The 16280-nt window shown below is 37.5% G+C and carries 19 protein-coding genes; 9 read left to right on the plus strand and 10 right to left on the minus strand.

What is annotated here, in order from left to right:
- The 5 genes from IQ237_RS21675 to rpsU form a co-directional block, all read left to right on the plus strand.
- Positions 1-220, plus strand: a 220-nt coding sequence (locus IQ237_RS21675) for a zinc ribbon domain-containing protein (RefSeq protein ID WP_194058954.1), incomplete at its 5' end; no start/stop codon positions are given.
- A gap of 222 nt (positions 221-442) precedes the next feature.
- On the plus strand, positions 443-1183 hold the full coding sequence (locus IQ237_RS21680; protein ID WP_194058956.1) for a dienelactone hydrolase family protein: 741 nt from the start codon (positions 443-445) through the stop codon (positions 1181-1183).
- Positions 1184-1390: 207 nt separating this feature from the next.
- Positions 1391-2245 (plus strand): 3'(2'),5'-bisphosphate nucleotidase CysQ, encoded by an 855-nt coding sequence (locus tag IQ237_RS21685; RefSeq protein WP_194058958.1) that lies wholly within the window; start codon positions 1391-1393, stop codon positions 2243-2245.
- Positions 2246-2568: 323 nt separating this feature from the next.
- The gene (locus tag IQ237_RS21690) at positions 2569-2895 is read left to right on the plus strand and encodes an RNA-binding protein (protein WP_194058960.1); all 327 of its coding nucleotides are present in this window, start codon (positions 2569-2571) and stop codon (positions 2893-2895) included.
- Between the two features lie 129 nt (positions 2896-3024).
- Positions 3025-3219 (plus strand): 30S ribosomal protein S21, encoded by a 195-nt coding sequence (gene rpsU, locus IQ237_RS21695; RefSeq protein WP_013192888.1) that lies wholly within the window; start codon positions 3025-3027, stop codon positions 3217-3219.
- Positions 3220-3444: 225 nt separating this feature from the next.
- Here the strand turns inward: rpsU and IQ237_RS21700 are convergent, their stop codons facing one another.
- The 3 genes from IQ237_RS21700 to IQ237_RS21710 form a co-directional block, all read right to left on the minus strand.
- The gene (locus IQ237_RS21700) at positions 3445-4332 is read right to left on the minus strand and encodes a hypothetical protein (RefSeq protein WP_194058962.1); all 888 of its coding nucleotides are present in this window, start codon (positions 4330-4332) and stop codon (positions 3445-3447) included.
- A gap of 78 nt (positions 4333-4410) precedes the next feature.
- On the minus strand, positions 4411-4920 hold the full coding sequence (locus IQ237_RS21705; protein WP_194058964.1) for a hypothetical protein: 510 nt from the start codon (positions 4918-4920) through the stop codon (positions 4411-4413).
- 119 nt (positions 4921-5039) lie between these two features.
- Positions 5040-5690 carry a class I SAM-dependent methyltransferase gene (locus IQ237_RS21710; protein ID WP_194058966.1) on the minus strand — a complete coding sequence of 217 codons (651 nt, stop codon included), beginning with the start codon at positions 5688-5690 and terminating at the stop codon, positions 5040-5042.
- Positions 5691-5843: 153 nt separating this feature from the next.
- Between IQ237_RS21710 and IQ237_RS21715 the strand changes: the two genes are divergently transcribed.
- Complete coding sequence (locus IQ237_RS21715; protein WP_194058968.1) at positions 5844-7499, plus strand: glycosyltransferase family 39 protein; 1656 nt, start codon at positions 5844-5846, stop codon at positions 7497-7499.
- Between the two features lie 215 nt (positions 7500-7714).
- On the opposite strand, the gene IQ237_RS21720 is transcribed toward IQ237_RS21715, so the two are convergent.
- Complete coding sequence (locus IQ237_RS21720; protein ID WP_194058970.1) at positions 7715-8509, minus strand: histidine kinase; 795 nt, start codon at positions 8507-8509, stop codon at positions 7715-7717.
- Between the two features lie 166 nt (positions 8510-8675).
- Between IQ237_RS21720 and IQ237_RS21725 the strand changes: the two genes are divergently transcribed.
- From IQ237_RS21725 to IQ237_RS21735, 3 genes are read left to right on the plus strand one after another with little or no spacing between them, the layout of a single operon-like run.
- A complete protein-coding gene (locus IQ237_RS21725; RefSeq protein ID WP_096565963.1) occupies positions 8676-8900 on the plus strand; it encodes a hypothetical protein in 225 nt (74 codons plus the stop codon).
- A gap of 2 nt (positions 8901-8902) precedes the next feature.
- Positions 8903-9238, plus strand: coding sequence for a cytochrome c6 PetJ (gene petJ / locus IQ237_RS21730; RefSeq protein ID WP_194058972.1), 336 nt, complete (start codon positions 8903-8905; stop codon positions 9236-9238).
- Positions 9239-9275: 37 nt separating this feature from the next.
- The gene (locus IQ237_RS21735) at positions 9276-10295 is read left to right on the plus strand and encodes an aldo/keto reductase (RefSeq protein WP_194059016.1); all 1020 of its coding nucleotides are present in this window, start codon (positions 9276-9278) and stop codon (positions 10293-10295) included.
- Positions 10296-10502: 207 nt separating this feature from the next.
- Here the strand turns inward: IQ237_RS21735 and IQ237_RS21740 are convergent, their stop codons facing one another.
- The 6 genes from IQ237_RS21740 to IQ237_RS21765 form a co-directional block, all read right to left on the minus strand.
- Complete coding sequence (locus IQ237_RS21740; protein WP_194058974.1) at positions 10503-11135, minus strand: bifunctional 4-hydroxy-2-oxoglutarate aldolase/2-dehydro-3-deoxy-phosphogluconate aldolase; 633 nt, start codon at positions 11133-11135, stop codon at positions 10503-10505.
- A 75-nt stretch (positions 11136-11210) separates the two neighbouring features.
- The gene (locus tag IQ237_RS21745) at positions 11211-11672 is read right to left on the minus strand and encodes a DUF6636 domain-containing protein (protein ID WP_194058976.1); all 462 of its coding nucleotides are present in this window, start codon (positions 11670-11672) and stop codon (positions 11211-11213) included.
- A gap of 114 nt (positions 11673-11786) precedes the next feature.
- Entirely contained in the window at positions 11787-11927 is a 141-nt protein-coding gene (gene psaI / locus IQ237_RS21750; protein ID WP_096565957.1) for a photosystem I reaction center subunit VIII, read from the minus strand.
- Between the two features lie 97 nt (positions 11928-12024).
- On the minus strand, positions 12025-14598 hold the full coding sequence (locus IQ237_RS21755; RefSeq protein WP_228020579.1) for a hypothetical protein: 2574 nt from the start codon (positions 14596-14598) through the stop codon (positions 12025-12027).
- A gap of 195 nt (positions 14599-14793) precedes the next feature.
- Positions 14794-15351: a Uma2 family endonuclease gene (locus tag IQ237_RS21760; RefSeq protein WP_194058978.1), complete on the minus strand. Its 558-nt coding sequence runs from the start codon at positions 15349-15351 to the stop codon at positions 14794-14796.
- A gap of 146 nt (positions 15352-15497) precedes the next feature.
- Positions 15498-16130 carry a type I restriction enzyme HsdR N-terminal domain-containing protein gene (locus IQ237_RS21765; RefSeq protein WP_194058980.1) on the minus strand — a complete coding sequence of 211 codons (633 nt, stop codon included), beginning with the start codon at positions 16128-16130 and terminating at the stop codon, positions 15498-15500.
- Positions 16131-16280: the final 150 nt, after the last annotated feature.

Here is a 16280-nt window from a genome sequence, read left to right on the forward strand (position 1 = left end):
CAGTAGTAAAACCTGCTCTAAATGTGGTGCGAAAAAACCATCACTATCATTGTCTCAAAGAGTGTTTAAATGTGATAGTTGTGGCTTTGAGAGTGACAGAGATTTAAACGCTGCGATGAATTTACAAAAAGAAGCGGTCAGATTGACCGTGTTAGCCTGTGGACTAGATAGTGCCGACACTTCTAGGGTGAAGCAGGAAGAAAAAGCTGGCTCTTGTTAGCATTAGTTAGCTTTTTTGTATCGGATGTTACAGATTTTTTTATGTCACGCTCCAGACGCAGAGAGGAGGAGGAGTTAAGAGTTTTGTAGCATTTTTAGAATAGACCTCTCCAAATCGGTTTTAGATCCTGGACTTTTTGAAGAATTAGGGGATCTGAAAAATTTACTGATTATTATTAAACCTGAAGAATTACAAATTAACACATTAGCAAAAAATCAAAAAATGCAAATCGTTAAACGCAATATCGAATTAAGAGTTGATGATAGTTTAATGCGGGTTTATGTCGCATCTCCTAAAGCAGAAGGTAAATATCCGGGAATTGTTTTTTACAGTGATATTTATCAATTAGGTGATGCCATAATTCGCTTAGTTAATTATTTAGCTGGTTTTGGTTATGTTGTCGCCGCACCGGAAATTTTTCACCGTATTGAACCCATAGGTGCTGTTATTGAACCTGATGATCTTGGGAGAATGCGCGGTAATGATAACGCACGCAAAACATTAATTTCTGAATATGACAATGATACCCGCGCTGTCATTAATTGGCTAAAAAATGAGAAATCAGTTATTAGTGAAAAAATTGGAACTTTGGGTTTTTGTATTGGTGGACATTTAGCATTTAGGGCAGCTTTTGAAAGTGAAATCAAAGCTTGTGTTTCTTGTTATCCTACAGGTATTCCTATCGGTAAATTAGGTAAAGGTGTGGCGGATACTATTCACAGGTTTGCAGAAATTAAAGGCGAAATGTTGTTAATTTTTGGTACTCAAGATCCCCATATTCCTGAACAAGATAGACATACTATTATTAATGGTTTAGAAACTGCGAAAATACCTCATCAATATTTCTGTTATGAAGCGGAACATACTTTTATGAGGGATGACGGTTATCGTTATGATGCGGAAGCAGCGACATCTGCATGGCGAGAAATAATTGCTTTTTTGGAAAGTAAATTTAAAGGGTAATTTATAATTTAAAACAACTTAGTTAAGGGTTTAGCAGTGCTAAACCCCTACCCAAAAAAATATAAAATCGCTGAAAGTTTCTTCCCTATTGCCTATTTATTGCCTTGCCATAAGGATAAATTTCAACGCCTACCTACTTAGTCGAACTCATGTTATGTTATGTTTGGTGAATTTATCACCTCAAGCTTTTCATGTTTCAACTAACAAATGACAAACTTACAAGAAATACTTAAAATTACCCGTCAAGTGGGTTGGGGTGCAGCTAAGTTACTGCGCTCCTATTATCAAGGAACTGTTAACAACGCTAATCTAGAAATAGAATACAAGCAAAATGAACCCATAACCATTGCTGATAAGGCTGTCAGTGAGTATATCCTATCTCACCTACAGGCAGCATTTGTTGATGAAAATTTTGGTTATATCAGCGAAGAAACTTATAAATCTCAACAAGGTAAATATCCTGGGGAGTTAGTTTGGATTATTGATCCTTTAGATGGTACAAGAGATTTTATTAATAAAACTGGGGAATATGCAATACATATTGCTTTAGTGCAAAACACAAGGCCAATTTTAGCGGTGGTAGCAATACCGGAAGCGGAAAAGATATATTATGCTACTAAAGGTGGTGGTACTTTTGTGGAAACTGTTAATGGTTCTCATCCCTTAAAAGTGGCTGCTGATAAGCCAATGGAAGATTTAATCTTGCTTGTTAGTCGTTCCCATCGCAATGAAAGGTTAGAATATTTACTCAAAAATTTACCTTGTCAAAAACAAAAAGCCATTGGCAGCGTAGGTTGTAAAGTGGCTGCTATTGTGGAAAAACAGGCAGATGTTTATATTTCCCTGTCTGGAAAGTCAGCCCCTAAAGATTGGGATATGGCAGCACCGGAATTAATTTTAACAGAAGCTGGTGGTAAATTTACTCACTTTGACGGCAGAGCATTAGAGTATAACACTGGTGACATCAACCAATGGGGCGGTTTGTTGGCTAGTAGTTCTCAAGATCACGAAATATTGTGTCAGAAAGCAGAACTAACATTAACTGAGTTTGCGGCTAAATGAAGTCCCGACACAAAAGATAAATTATTTTCCATGTAGACGTGAGTTATGCTATAATTAGAAACCACGCTAAATGAGAGTGATAATTCCTAAAATCCTTAATGATTTTTTAGCTTTCAGCCTTCCATCAGTAGCTAGTCTGCTATTCAGTTGGAGCTAGTCCATAGGTGGCTGAAGAAATGTTACTCAATGTGAGTTCATATTCAAAGGCTGTGCTATACTCGCGGATATAAGGATTATTTTCGGTTGAGTAAGTCGTTTTAATTTGTTTTAAATGCGTCTCTCCGAATCTAACTCTCTACACTCTCTGGTTTGGGAGACCATCTATGTCGATTTACGTTGGAAATTTGTCCTATCAGGTGACAGCAGAAGATTTGAAACTGGCTTTTGCTGAGTACGGTACAGTTAGCAATGTGCAGCTACCAGTTGATAGGGAAACAAGCCGTCCACGTGGTTTTGCCTTCGTGGAAATGTCGTCTGAAGCTGAGGAAACAGCAGCTATTGAAGCACTTGATGGTGCTGAGTGGATGGGGAGAGATTTAAAAGTGAACAAGGCTAAACCCCGTGAGGAAAGAGGTCCTTCTCGTGGAGGTGGAAACTGGGGTGGCGGTGGCCGTTCTGGTGGAGGTCGTGGAGGCGATCGCCGTTATTAATCCTGTTCTGAAGAAATTTTAAATCTTTTAAATCTAGAGTCTCCAGCAGATAAAGCCCAGGGTTTGACTCTGCTGAGATATTTTTATACTCTAGTTTGTATGTGTTAAACCAAAAAAGGAGGAATAGGAATGACACAAGTAGTTTTAGGGGAAAATGAAGGTATTGAATCAGCTTTGCGGAGATTTAAACGTGAAGTTTCAAAAGCCGGAATTTTCCAAGATATGCGGAAGAATCGCCATTTTGAAACACCTTTAGAAAAAGAGAAACGTAAAGCAATAGCTAGACACAAACAACGTCGTCAACAGCGTTCTCGCTTCAAGTAAGATAGTAGGTGACAGGTGACAGGTGACAGTAATGATCTCTGCAACTGTAAAAACCAGTTAGCATCCCTTCATTATTCCCCATTCCGCTAAACTTCTGTTTTTTGTGGTTATATATGATAACAGCCACAAGTAATTAGTAGAAACTAATAGAAAACCTGTTTGTAGTAGTGCTGCATTTATTGATTTTCGGCACTACTACAAGTTGTATTTAGGCTCAAAAATTAGTTAAATTTCTGCAAATGCGCGTTCAATCAAACGTCGAGCTAACGTTTGAGTTCCTGTATGTTCATAGTAATTAGTGGACACATCTAGAAACGCCGCTACATAGTCTAATTTATCATCAGCAAAATCGAGAAAACCGCTCAAGTTCCTAAGAACTTTCTGCGCTGTTAAAGCATTAGCAGAAACTAGGCCATTCATCCAACCTTTAACAGAATCAAAACTTTCACCAATAAAGTTTAGTTTACTACCAGTGTTACTCCCAGGAATTGCATCTCTCATGGTTCTAAAAGTAGAATTTTGATCCAACTCTTGGGGATTCATTTGACTGAGAAAAGTTAATGATTTTTGGATAAAATCAGGACCCAAAGGTAGGATACCATCAACAGCAACCAATGCTGCCATGCGGATCATTGATTCGCCACTATATTCACCTAAAGCACCAACAAAATCGCCAATACTATCACCAGGAATACCATTAATTTGACAAAAAGCGACTAATTCAGCGACTACTTTTAATGTCAAATCAATAGTTTGAGCTTTATCTGCTTTGGGAGTTAAGGAGTTTAAAAAACCAAATAGGGGTATGGTTGCACCAACTTTATTAGCCAAAGCTGCTGCACCTAAAGCTTTATCAGTACCATCAACAGTTTGATATAGCCATAAAGCAGTTTGATAACCTTGGGATTTATCATTAAAAAGATAAATTGCCCGTTCACCAATTTGTTGAATTAGATCCTCATCATCTTCACCAGTGACGGTTTTAATAGTATTGACAAAACCGACAGTATTTTGCCATTCACCGGGAGCAATAAAATCCAAAGCATTTAACATAGAAACAGTTAAACCGCTGGTTGGTAATTCATCAACTAACTCAAAAATTGGTTTACTCACAAAAATCTCCTGATTGATATTTTTTTATAGCTGTCAGCAGTCAGTAATTATTAATCAGCTAGATGGAAAATTTAGCCGTCATTTCAACTTAGCTAAACCATCAAGATCAAATTTTTCAATCCAATCTTCCCTGTCACTAGCGTTAAATAATGGATCTTTAGAAATCACTTTGACTTGATACTTACCCACCAAAATAGAAGTTTGAGTTTTACCCGTTTCTACAGCAGGATAACCTTCAATTTTCTTGGTACTGTTGGCATATTTTGATGCTACTGTGGGCGTGCTGGTGGTGTCAGAAATAGCTAACTGCGCTACAACTTTACCGTCTTTTTTCAAATTCGCTTCTGAAAAGCCTTTTTTCTCTTGGGTATAAACTCGGTCGTAATCATCATCACTTTCAGGAAAGAAAGCATTTAATTTACTACCCTGAGTGGCATTTTTAACAACTGCCTGACCGCTTTTTTGTTTTGTGCTTTCCTGTTGTACCTGATCAAAACGATTGGGTGCTTTTTCCGCACAAGCGGTAGTCAGCAATAAAACACATAGTAATAAACTGGCTAAAATCCTGCGCCCACGAGATAAAATCACGTTTTTGCTCCTTCCATGCTTGAGGGTTGAGGTAATTATCTGCTTAGTCTAGTCTTTCCGGTCAAAAATTTACTATTTGATCATGATTGGTATTGAGGATGACTAATTTTTTGATAGATTTATGATTCCACGCGATAAGCTATCACCGCATAGAAGGGATCTCCTCCTGGTAAACCTAACCATTGTAAAAAATTCGGCGCTGTTGATTTATTGACAACTACTTCAGGAGTAGAAAACCCTGGTACTGAAGCAAAATAACGCTTAACTAGCTCAACTCTATACGCTTCTGAGGCATCCCGCCAGATTTGAATCGCCTTTTGATAAAACATCCGGTTAGAAAAGCTGATAATAGCCACACCACCAGGTTTGAGAATGCGATGAATCTCGGAAAATACAGCCTCTGGATATTGAATGTACTGGACAGAAACACAATTGACAACAACATCAAAATCTTGATCTGGCAAAGGTAGCTGAGGTTGTGAGTTGAGATTTTGCACAAAATAATGGTTCAGTCGAGGATTGCGTGATAGTTCCTCGGCGTTGAGTCCATGTCCCTCCACATGAGCAAATTCTATTTCTTCTGGTAGATGAGACACCCAACTGCTCATCATATCAAAAATGCGCGTGTTCGGTTGGAGTCGCTGACGATATAAATCGGTTAATTGTTGAATAAAGCCTTCATCAACATGGGTAACAAAGCGTGGGTAGTCATAAAACAATTTATCATCGGTGTCATCTAACTTGAGACGTTGTTCTGGTCGCAACAGCATAAAATTTGTTTGAGAGTTTGTGTGAGAAAAAATTGCCTGATTTGTGTCAATTTGGTGAGTATTTTGATTTTGAATTGTGTATACTAACCGAACTAATTTTAAAACAAAACTGTTACACAATCTACTGATCAACTGATGATTATCATTAATTAAATGTTCTATAAATCACCTTTATTGACAGATGTCTGGCTGCAAATTCGTTTATTGACAAAATCACACTATGCTCTTTTGTTAATTTGGTTACTACCTTTATTGCTATTTACTTCTGGTGAAACTAGCCTGATGGCACATGACGAAGCTCTTTATGCAACAAGAGCGCGTTTGATGTTTGATTCTGGTGACTGGATAGCACCTTGGGAAAATGCCCATCATAAAACCCCTGGTTTTTATTGGTTAATTGCTGTTTTTTATAAGTTATTTGGTGTCAGTGATACCACTGCCAGAATACCTGCTATGATTGCGGGAATTGTCTGTACATTTGTGATATATGAAATAGCTAAAATATTGCTGGGTAAAAAGTTAGCTTACCTATCGACGGCTATCTTGAGTGTAGAATTTCTCTGGCTACAATATTGTCGTTTAGCTGCACCTGATGTACCTACAATTCTATTAGTGTGTTTAGGTATTTTATGTTTATTAAATTCTGAATTATATCCAAAATATAGATGGATTTATGGTTTGATTGTTGGTTTATGTTTTGGTTTAGGATTCTTGATCAGAAGCTTTATGATTTTTTTGCCGATGGTGGCTTTATTACCTTATTTAATTGGAGAAAATCGCCGTCATCGTCATCTTACCAACCCGATGTTATATGTAGGATTTTTAATTGGGTTTATTCCTACTTTAGTTTGGTTATGGTTTAGCTGGCAGCATTATGGTGGTGATAGTTTTGGCCAGTTGTGGGATTTTGTCGTGCGCCTGGGTAGTCGTGAACAACATGGAAATAATATATTTTTCTATTTCTGGAATATTCCTTTAAAATCTTTTCCTTGGTTCTTTTTTAGCCTTTTAGGTTTAGCTTTAGTAATTCGTAAACCTATCCCTCGCTATCAATTATTATTAGTAGGTTTTCCTGTTGTTTTATTTTTAGAAATCAGTTTATTTTTGACTCGATTTTCTCATTATAGTCTTTGTCTTTATCCTTTTATTGCTATGTTTTCCGCTGTGGGTTTAGACTGGTTGGGAAAAAATTACCAACAAAGAAAATCGAGTACAGTTAGTAACTTTATTAAAGTTAAAGCATCTCTTAACCGAAATATTAGTTATGTATTTGGTATTTTAGGAATTATCTTTATTTTAGCTGGTGTAGTGGTTTTATTTGCAGGTTTTGTTGATATTCAAAAGTATGCAATTTTGGCGGTAATTTCTGGTTTAGGTTGTTTAATTGTACCTTTTATTTGGATTGGATGTTATCATTTTCAGCAAAAATTTCTCACTTCTCGTTACTGGGTTGGTGGTTGGTTAATTGCCAGTTGGTTATCTTTAGCTACGGCTGGGAGTTTAGGTTTATTAGGAGATTTTAACCCTGAATTTAGAATGTTTTTTCAGCAAGAATCTATTGCGTCAATTCTCCAAAATCATCCGGTAGCTTTTGTCAAATCCGATGATAAATATTCGGTTTTGATTAATTTTTATACTCCTATTCATGGTCAAAAAGTAGAGTCAATTTCTCAATTACCAGCTTTGAATTATGCTTGGATTTATACACCAAAATATGATAAGTTAAATAATAAAAATTATCGCGTCATTGATAGTATTAAAAATTATCAATTAATTCAAGTTTTACCAGTTGAAAATAAAAGTTCGTAGTAAGGGCTTTAGCCCTTGAGAAAGCGATAAATCGCTTACTACGAACCAACTTTATTTGACATTAGCTTCTGGTTGATGAGAGTCTTTGCTTTAGCCCTTGAGAAAGCGATAAATCGCTTACTACGAACCAACTTTATTTGACATTAGCTTCTGGTTGATGAGAGTCTTTGCTTTAGCTCTTGAGAAAGCGATAAATCGCTTACTACGAACCAACTTTATTTGACATTAGCTTTTTGTTGATGAGAGTCTTTATCTTTGAATAAATCAGCCGCTGCTAATAATAACTCTCTCAAATTTTGTTTTAATTGACGTTCTTTTTTCGCTATTGCTGCACCTGCTTCACTGAGTTTATTTTCCAGTTGTGAATGTTTTTCTTTTACTTGTGTAGTCACATTTTCCGCTTGGGGACGAGCTTGATCATACCAGGTTTTGGCATCGTCTAAATATTCTTTGACTTCTACAGAACGTCCGCCATAACGTGCGGCTAAATTAGCGCGAATAATGGCTAATTGTGCTTGTAATTGAGCGTAGCGTTTCTTTAATAAAGCGACTTCTTCACTATTTTGGATAGTATTAACTGCTGAGGCGATCGCATTTTTAATACTATCTGATTTTTCTTGACTTGTATTCTGAATTTCTGCTAACATTCCTTCAACTTCTTGTTGCAGTTGTTCTTCTTCGTTATCTAATTTCGCCTGAATTTGTTTGAGTTCTGTTTGGGTTTTCACAATCGCTTCATGTCTTTTGCTATTCACCCCTTCTAAAGCACCTTCAATAGAAGCTGTGACTTCTTCTTTAATTTCGCTACCTTTATCTTGGAGATTTTCAATTACTGTAGAAACAGCATCTTTAACTAAAGTGCGTAAGTCACTAGAACCTTCTTTGACTTCAGCAGAAACTTGAGAAACTGCGGTTCTGACAATTTCTCTAATGTTTTCTGTTCTTAATTGTCCCGTGGCTTTGGCTTCTTGTAAATCTGCTTGGATTTTTTCTTTAATGTTGTTAGTCATTGTTCATCCTGATAATAATCATAATGCTACATAGTCATTATGACTCATGATTTTTTTGTCTACACACATCCTGGAGATAGAAAACAGCGAATCAAAAGTTAGATTTGTGCAAAGTCACCAATTATGAGATGATAAATAATCAGGGTTGAAATTCTGGAAATTAACTATGTGGCGTGTAAATATCACTTGTTCGGGAGATGCTTGGAAAATTCATGGTGCTGAGTTTAAAACAATGGCGCAAAATTATCGAGGTGAAGTGATATCTTCTAAAAAACTGCCCGATGGTACTCGCATCATGGCTTATAAAATTGAAGATGTCAGTGATGCTGAGGAGTTTCAAGAAAAATGCGCTAATTTTCCAGGGTTTACATCTGATTTTGAATCATTATAACCATGAAAAAACTCATACCTTTGTTATTATTCACTTTCTGTTTGTGGATAATCAATTTTACTTTACCCGCTAACGCTTTAAATACCCAAAATGGGGCAGAAGTTTTTAGCGTGCATTGTGTTGGATGTCATATCAATGGTGGTAACATTATTAGAAGAGGTAAGAATTTAAAAAAGAATGCTCTGAAAAAATATGGTATGGATTCTTTAGAGGCGATTACAAACATAGTTACTAATGGTAAAAGTAATATGTCAGCTTATAAAGAAAGGTTGACAACGGAAGAAATTAAAAATGTCGCAGCTTATGTTTTGGAACAAGCAGAAAACAACTGGAAATAATCAGATCAACAATAACACAAACAATAACATCAAAAATATCATGTTACCGCAAACAAGTTATTTACAATTTACCTCTGATTTAAAGATTTGCCGACTTTTAAATGGAATGTGGCAAGTTTCTGGAGGACATGGAAGGATAAACCAGAAAGCTGCTATTGAGTCCATGTTTCAATATGTGGATGCTGGTTTTACGACTTGGGACTTAGCAGATCATTATGGACCTGCAGAAGATTTTATTGGTGAATTTCGTCGTCAGTTAATCGCAACTCGTGGAGAAGAAGCGGTTAATAATATTCAAGCTTTTACAAAATGGGTCCCCCGTCCTGGGAAGATGACGAAACAAATAGTAGAGGAAAATATTAATATTTCTCTGCGTAGAATGGATGTGAAATCATTAGATTTAATGCAGTTTCACTGGTGGGAATATCGTGACCCTAATTATTTAGATGCTCTCAAATATATGGCAGAATTGCAAACCGAGGGCAAAATTAAACATTTAGCTTTGACTAATTTTGATACGGAACATTTGCAAATTATCACCGACGCAGGAATTAAGATTGTTTCTAACCAGGTGCAGTATTCTTTGGTTGACAGAAGACCACAGGTAAACATGGCTAAATTGTGTGAAGAACATGATATTAAATTGTTTACTTATGGTAGTGTGTGCGGTGGTTTGTTATCAGAAAAATATTTAAATCAACCAGAACCACGGGGTTTTGATTTGAATACAACCAGCTTAAAGAAATACAAAAATATGATTGATGCTTGGGGTGGTTGGAGATTATTTCAAGAATTGCTTTCCACCCTGAAACAAATTGCCGATAAACATCAAGTGAGTATTGCTAATGTGGCTGTGAATTACATTTTAAATCAGCCAGCAGTTGGGGGTGTAATTGTCGGTGCAAGGTTAGGAATTGCGGAACATATTGCCGATAATGCGCGGGTGTTTGGGTTTAGTTTGGATGGGGAAGATGTGGAAAAGATAGATGCAATTTCCCAGCAGTCGCGGGATTTATATCAGTTAATTGGTGACTGTGGGGATGAATATCGAAGGTAGTTAAGCAGGGGTTGGGGAATAACTAACCCCTCATTTATTCTTCGTGAATCAAAGCTTGAAACTGAAAACTGACAACTGAAAACTGATAATTGATCACTGAATAAATCAACAAATAGTTATTTTTTTAGTTAGGGTTTGCTGAAAAAGTTATCTGTGAGGGGTCAGGAGTATGGCTAACGCCACGCTTCGCTATCAAGGAGTCAGGAACTAATTTAACCTCTGTGTAAGATTTTTGGCTTGGTCGGTGATTTTGTGCCAATTTCCTTCTAAAACCCAATTTTTCGGGAATAATTCCCCACTTAAACCCACGGCCACCGCCCCAACTTGTAAAAAATCTTTAGCATTTTCTAAAGTCACACCACCGGTAGGAATTAAGGGAATATGACCAAGAGGTGCTTGTAAACTGTGGATATAACTTGCACCTCCCACTGATTGTACAGGAAATACTTTGACACAACTTGCGCCCTGAGTCCAGGCGGTAACAATTTCTGTAGGTGTAAGTGCGCCAGGAATAATAGGAACATCTTGAGATACTGCAACTTTGATCATTTCTGGGTCAGTATGGGGAGTGAAGAGAAACTGCGCCCCAGCAGCGATCGCATCTTGTAATTGTTGTACATTAAACAGTGTACCAGTACCAATTATACAATCAGGTAATTGACTACGTAATTGAGAAATTAATTCCCCAGGGCGATCGCTATTCCAGGTAATTTCTATTAACTGCATTCCCCCAGATGCTACCGCTAAAGCCATTTTTTCACCCCAGTCAATTTTCGGTGCGCGAATAACTGCGATCGCTCGATGTTTCTGTAATTGTGACAACCAAACTTGATTAGACATAAAAAATAGGCGTTGCTATTATTACCCTGGAAATATGCCTTAATTTTCCATCAGGCAACAGTGGAATTAGTTCCACTAAGGTTGTGACATTCCAAATACCCGCCATTTTTCCCGACTCAGGAAGAACCCAATACCATTACTATTAGTACAAGTTAGTCCGTTTCTTTGGGAAACACACTTAAACCCGCCATGATTCCAAGTTTGACCATAACCAAGAACAGATTTATTAGGGTCAGCAATGGTATCACTAATACAAAGAATTTCCGGTTTACTGGTTGCAGGTAACATCAAACCACGTCCCCAGTCAAATTCACAATATCCACGGTAAGGTTGAGGTGGTTGGGGTTTCAGGGAACTAGCAATTTCACAGCGCAAACTGTTGGTATTAATATCTTCACCTTCCATTAACTCACAGAAAATATTACCACTGGGGGTCTTAAACCCTTTCGGCGCAGCAATACTTACCTGTGATATTGATAAACTTATGATTGTAACTGTAACAGATAAAATACTTATTTCTTTCAGTTGTTTATACATATTTATCACTTTTATCACTTAGTAATGAAATTAAATCGGCTGGCTATAGGTACGGGTAATTGGTAAAAAACACAGCAGTTAATTACCGATTACCCATTACCTATGACTTAAAAATTAAGCAATATCTTCGCGTTCAATATATAAAAACATAAACGCGAAAGCGACTGCTGGGAAAACCAAACCAGTCAAAGGAACGAAAATGGAAGGCAAAAATGAAGAATAAGCCAGAATTGAAGGCAAAAATGAAGTTGACATAGTAAGAGTCCTTGGAAGTCACACTACAATTCACTTAGGAGCTTACTGCAAAATTCCGCCTCTTTTTGGAAATTCTCAAGATTTTTAACAAAACCGTTTACATTCCCAGTACCTCATCGAGTTCCATTGTCGGTAAGTTAGGAGGTATGACAGTTTTAACTATTGTAACTTTGTGGCTTTCCTGTTGGGTACTTGTATCGAGAGCGATCGCCCCTACTAACACTTCTAGACAACCTAAAGGTACAATTAATTGAGCGATCGCTTCCCAATTTCCCCAAGGGGTAGTCCGCAAATCTTGGATCAGATGAGGTCCGTCTAGCAACCCACGAGTTTGGTAATCTTCCACCCATAACTTTAATACAACTGTTGATGATGCTTGGGACAGTTCTAAGCGCACTTTTATAGATGAGCCAGCAAGTAATTCACCATTGGGTAAAAACAGTTGGGGTGTGGGTAAAGATGTTAGTACCGGAGGAGATACATCCAGCAGTTGTTCCTGTGGTTCAGATGGTTGATTGCTGTCTTCATTGCTCAAGGGCATATATGTATCATCTAGCACTATTTCTTGAGACAACAATTGAGATATGTTGGGAGATGATTCTGGTTCGGGGGTTGGTTCACTTGTGCCTAGAATCATGTGTTCTGGCAAATCTATAACTTCTTCCATTTCTATTTCTGCATCTAAATTTAAATTGAGAAGTAATTCATCTGTAAAAGCGGGTGGAACAGCAGGATTTTCATCATTCAGAATTACAGGAGGCTCATCTGTTGATTCACTGGTATCATCAGTATTATTAGCGTCCTGAGTATCAACATCTTCATTAGTATTATCCTCTTGATATACCAACTCGATACCTTCATCTAATAAGTATCCTTGACTCTTGATCCATTTTTGAATCAGAGCAGATGTTTCTGGAGTGATTTCTGTTGTGTTGACTGTGGTTTCTTGTGGTGTGATTTCTGGTGTATTTAATTCCTCGATATCGAGAATAGGAACTTGAGGAATTGTATTTTCTATCAATTCATTTTCTATCAATTCATTTTCTATCAATTCATTTTCTATCAATTCATTTTCTATCAATTCCACCGCAAAAGTTTCTTCATGTTCCTTGCTGGGTAGTAATTCTGGTGTATTTTCTGGCTTTGATAATTGAATTTCAATCAGTTTTGGCAGATTGTTTTTTGTTTTTGAATTTGGTTCTGTTGCAGGTTTTAAACGTTTCAAGTATGGGAAAGAAGTTTTAACCTGTTTTATCACCAGTTTGTCCAGATTTATGGGTGGTATCTGACTAGGATTGTTGACAGTTCCTTCTGATAAGCTGGAGTCTGCATTGGCAGAATTGCCAGCGATCGCATTTTTGTGAATCCGGGGTAATTTTGGCAGTGTGGGTGAACTTCCATCCAAAAAAACCAATGGTTTTATTCTTGGGGGTAGAGGTTTGTTAGCTGCTGGTTTTAAAATATGAAACTGTGCTAATTTGGGAGTTTTGACGATATTGAATAGTTCTAAACTTACACGATGAGGTCGTTCTGGTTTGGTTGCTACATCCTCAGTTGCTGGTAAGTTATCATCAGGTAACAAGTCTGGTGGACTAGATTTTTCTCTAGATTTTGCTGAGGTAACGGTCAGTAATTCAGTCACATCTGCTGTAATTATGAAAGGATGGCTGGCTAACAGTATGACTTCGTCACCTGTGGTTAGAGTGCCATATAAACTAATATTTGCCAAAATCAACTTAGATTCACAGTCTTTGGGAATTTCAATAATGCTGCTAAATGTAAAAGGTAAGATTTGATCTGTTAAAGGCTGTGTGAATTGAGCTAAGATATTGGATTCTAAAGGCGATCGCAGTTGACTAATTAGTTGCAGTTGAAAACAATGATTAATATTAGTTGTAGATAATATTTCATTTGCCAAATTGTCAATTTCTGCCAGTTCCACATATCCATTTACTGTCAAAGTTTTTCCCCAACGAGCAATATAGGTATCCCGTTCTAGAGATAAATGGAGTGGTGAGGGTGGGGATACGACTGGTGAAATATCCTCATCTGGTTGTTCTTCATCCCAAGATTCAGAACTGGGTAAAGCTAAATCGAGAACGCTTTGTAAAATTTGTTCGGCTGTTTCCCCTTTGAATAATACTGGGCTAACCGGCTGATTGATGATTGTATCTTCTGCGGTTGCTGTAGACAAAGGATTGATGTTCAGGTTGCTGGGTGAAGCAACTGCAAATTCATCTTCCTGAGTGGGTGTCACCTGGGACTCTTCGTTAAATTGATCACCACTACCTAACAATGGTTGCTCATTTAACTCTAGGGGCAAAACTTTAAGGATGAGGCTATATTGCCAGGATTTTCCCAGTATATTCGTCATTAAGTCGGCAGAGCAACGTAATTCCCAAATTCCCGGTTTGAGGTCAGTAAAGGGAATTACTGCCATCAGCCCCTCTGCATTGGTACGACGCAAACGTTTAAAAATGCGGCGTTTGGGTGGAACTTCCTGAATTGAGGAGTGAATTACCCGCACTTCTACAGATGTATTAGCAAGGTGAGAACGAGCTAAAACTCTGTACTTACCTGCGAAAATGCTTAAATTTGGCGATTCCAGGGGTTGCCAATTGCGATCGCCCTGCTTCTGTATCAGAAATTGCCAGTGTTCCATTGGAGTCATGCCCAAGCCCAGGATCAGCCGATTAATTTTTTGTATTAACTTGTTTGTCAGTTTAACTCAGTACGAGGTAAGAAAGTAAGCTTTATTAACTTTTTCTACTTTTTTCACTGGATTTTTCACTGGATAGTTATTTTCGCCACGTCACGGGATGTTTTACAGCACAAGATTGTGACATCCCAGGGTGCGAAATGTGGGTTATAAACTCAACCAGCTAAAGACTTCTTGAACAGTAATATTTAATTCAATCCCTGTGAGAACTGGCAAGTAATCGCTATTTTTAAGTTCCTTAACTCGGCGATCGCTATCTACTACCAAAATACTTTCATCGTCACTATCAACCAACCAACCTAACTCAGTTCCATACTCCGCACAGTGTAGTAATTTGCTAAGAACTTGTTTATATTTCTGTTCGGGAGAGAGAATTTCAATTACCCAATCTGGATGGAGTTCAAACCGATTGGCGATGCGTCCTGATGGCAACCGAGGGATTCGCTCCCAACGAAATACCGCTATATCTGGCACAATTGCTAATCCACCAAAAATACAGCGTAGTTCTGGAAAAGCTTTGGCAATTTTCTGAGGTTTAGTAATTTGATTAATAGTTTCGCATAGATCAATTTGAAGTTGGCTATGTTCCCCTTGAGGCATTGGTTTCTGTATAATTTGTCCATGAATAAATTCAGAAGCTGGTTCTGTTTCTGGCAATTGCAAAAATTCTTCTATATTTGTCGGTTGAATTGCTGCAATAGTCATAGCTTTATGCCCTCTCAAACCTCTTTAATTTTAACAGCAATTTTAACAGCGGTTTCCCACATTTTGCACTTCATTTTGTAATATATAAAGATTACGAAAATTGGGGTTAATCAGTAAACCAAAAAGTTTTTCCCAAAGAGCGATTCCTATGTTGCGCTGAACGCTATCACCTCCATCCCCAAACGCTTTATTACCTGCAATACACTATAAAGCTCATTATCAGGATTTACCAAAGAAAACAGCCGCGAGTTAGCATATTTATGTTCCAATACCTTTAAAAATAAAAACTCATTACCATTGCTAATCATGCCAAAGGTTGGTAGCACAGTTTCCTCATTACTCAACATATAAGCCAAAGCTTGAGGAATTGCGCGTGTCACTGCAAAATCACTCCGTTTTGATTCAATTACCAACAACCAAAGCCGATTTTTTAACACCAAAACATCAATTCGCCCCCGAATAATCGTTCCTTCATCCTCCATTTCTAAAGCCACACTCGTTTCTGTTTCAATCCTAAATGGCTTATGATAAAAACCAGCTAAATCTAACAAGGGCGCAAGTACCACCATCTTCACCGTATTTTCTAGCATTGGCGGATCATCCATCAATTCTAAAAAATTAGCCTTCACCCGATCTAATAAATGTTGCTCTTCCTCTTTCAAAGCCTCAAGCCCATCCAACCACTCAGGAAAAAAGGTAGCATCTTGAACGATTTGAATGCCAAAATTTTGCTTTAATTCCCGTAGTGTTACATCCTTGGACGCAATAGACTGAACCATCTTGATATTTCTCCTGACGAAATTTTAGGCTCAAGTGTATAGAAAAACCTATTAAGCCACTCTCCTGATACTTACCCATTTAACTAACTTCCCAATCTTCAAACTTTAACCCATCAATTCTGCTACACTCTCTCACATTATTAGTTACCA

Source organism: Sphaerospermopsis sp. LEGE 08334 (assembly GCF_015207205.1).
Lineage (GTDB): Bacteria > Cyanobacteriota > Cyanobacteriia > Cyanobacteriales > Nostocaceae > Sphaerospermopsis.

Coding starts and splice junctions, on each gene's coding strand:
- IQ237_RS21685 (WP_194058958.1), top strand. CDS start 1,391: ATGACAAACTTACAAGAAATACTTAAAATTACCCGTCAAGTGGGTTGG.
- IQ237_RS21760 (WP_194058978.1), bottom strand. CDS start 15,351: ATGACTATTGCAGCAATTCAACCGACAAATATAGAAGAATTTTTGCAA.
- IQ237_RS21765 (WP_194058980.1), bottom strand. CDS start 16,130: ATGGTTCAGTCTATTGCGTCCAAGGATGTAACACTACGGGAATTAAAG.
- IQ237_RS21740 (WP_194058974.1), bottom strand. CDS start 11,135: ATGTCTAATCAAGTTTGGTTGTCACAATTACAGAAACATCGAGCGATC.
- psaI (WP_096565957.1), bottom strand. CDS start 11,927: ATGTCAACTTCATTTTTGCCTTCAATTCTGGCTTATTCTTCATTTTTG.
- IQ237_RS21745 (WP_194058976.1), bottom strand. CDS start 11,672: ATGTATAAACAACTGAAAGAAATAAGTATTTTATCTGTTACAGTTACA.
- IQ237_RS21715 (WP_194058968.1), top strand. CDS start 5,844: ATGTTCTATAAATCACCTTTATTGACAGATGTCTGGCTGCAAATTCGT.
- petJ (WP_194058972.1), top strand. CDS start 8,903: ATGAAAAAACTCATACCTTTGTTATTATTCACTTTCTGTTTGTGGATA.
- IQ237_RS21690 (WP_194058960.1), top strand. CDS start 2,569: ATGTCGATTTACGTTGGAAATTTGTCCTATCAGGTGACAGCAGAAGAT.
- IQ237_RS21725 (WP_096565963.1), top strand. CDS start 8,676: ATGTGGCGTGTAAATATCACTTGTTCGGGAGATGCTTGGAAAATTCAT.
- IQ237_RS21720 (WP_194058970.1), bottom strand. CDS start 8,509: ATGACTAACAACATTAAAGAAAAAATCCAAGCAGATTTACAAGAAGCC.
- IQ237_RS21755 (WP_228020579.1), bottom strand. CDS start 14,598: ATGACTCCAATGGAACACTGGCAATTTCTGATACAGAAGCAGGGCGAT.
- IQ237_RS21710 (WP_194058966.1), bottom strand. CDS start 5,690: ATGCTGTTGCGACCAGAACAACGTCTCAAGTTAGATGACACCGATGAT.
- rpsU (WP_013192888.1), top strand. CDS start 3,025: ATGACACAAGTAGTTTTAGGGGAAAATGAAGGTATTGAATCAGCTTTG.
- IQ237_RS21680 (WP_194058956.1), top strand. CDS start 443: ATGCAAATCGTTAAACGCAATATCGAATTAAGAGTTGATGATAGTTTA.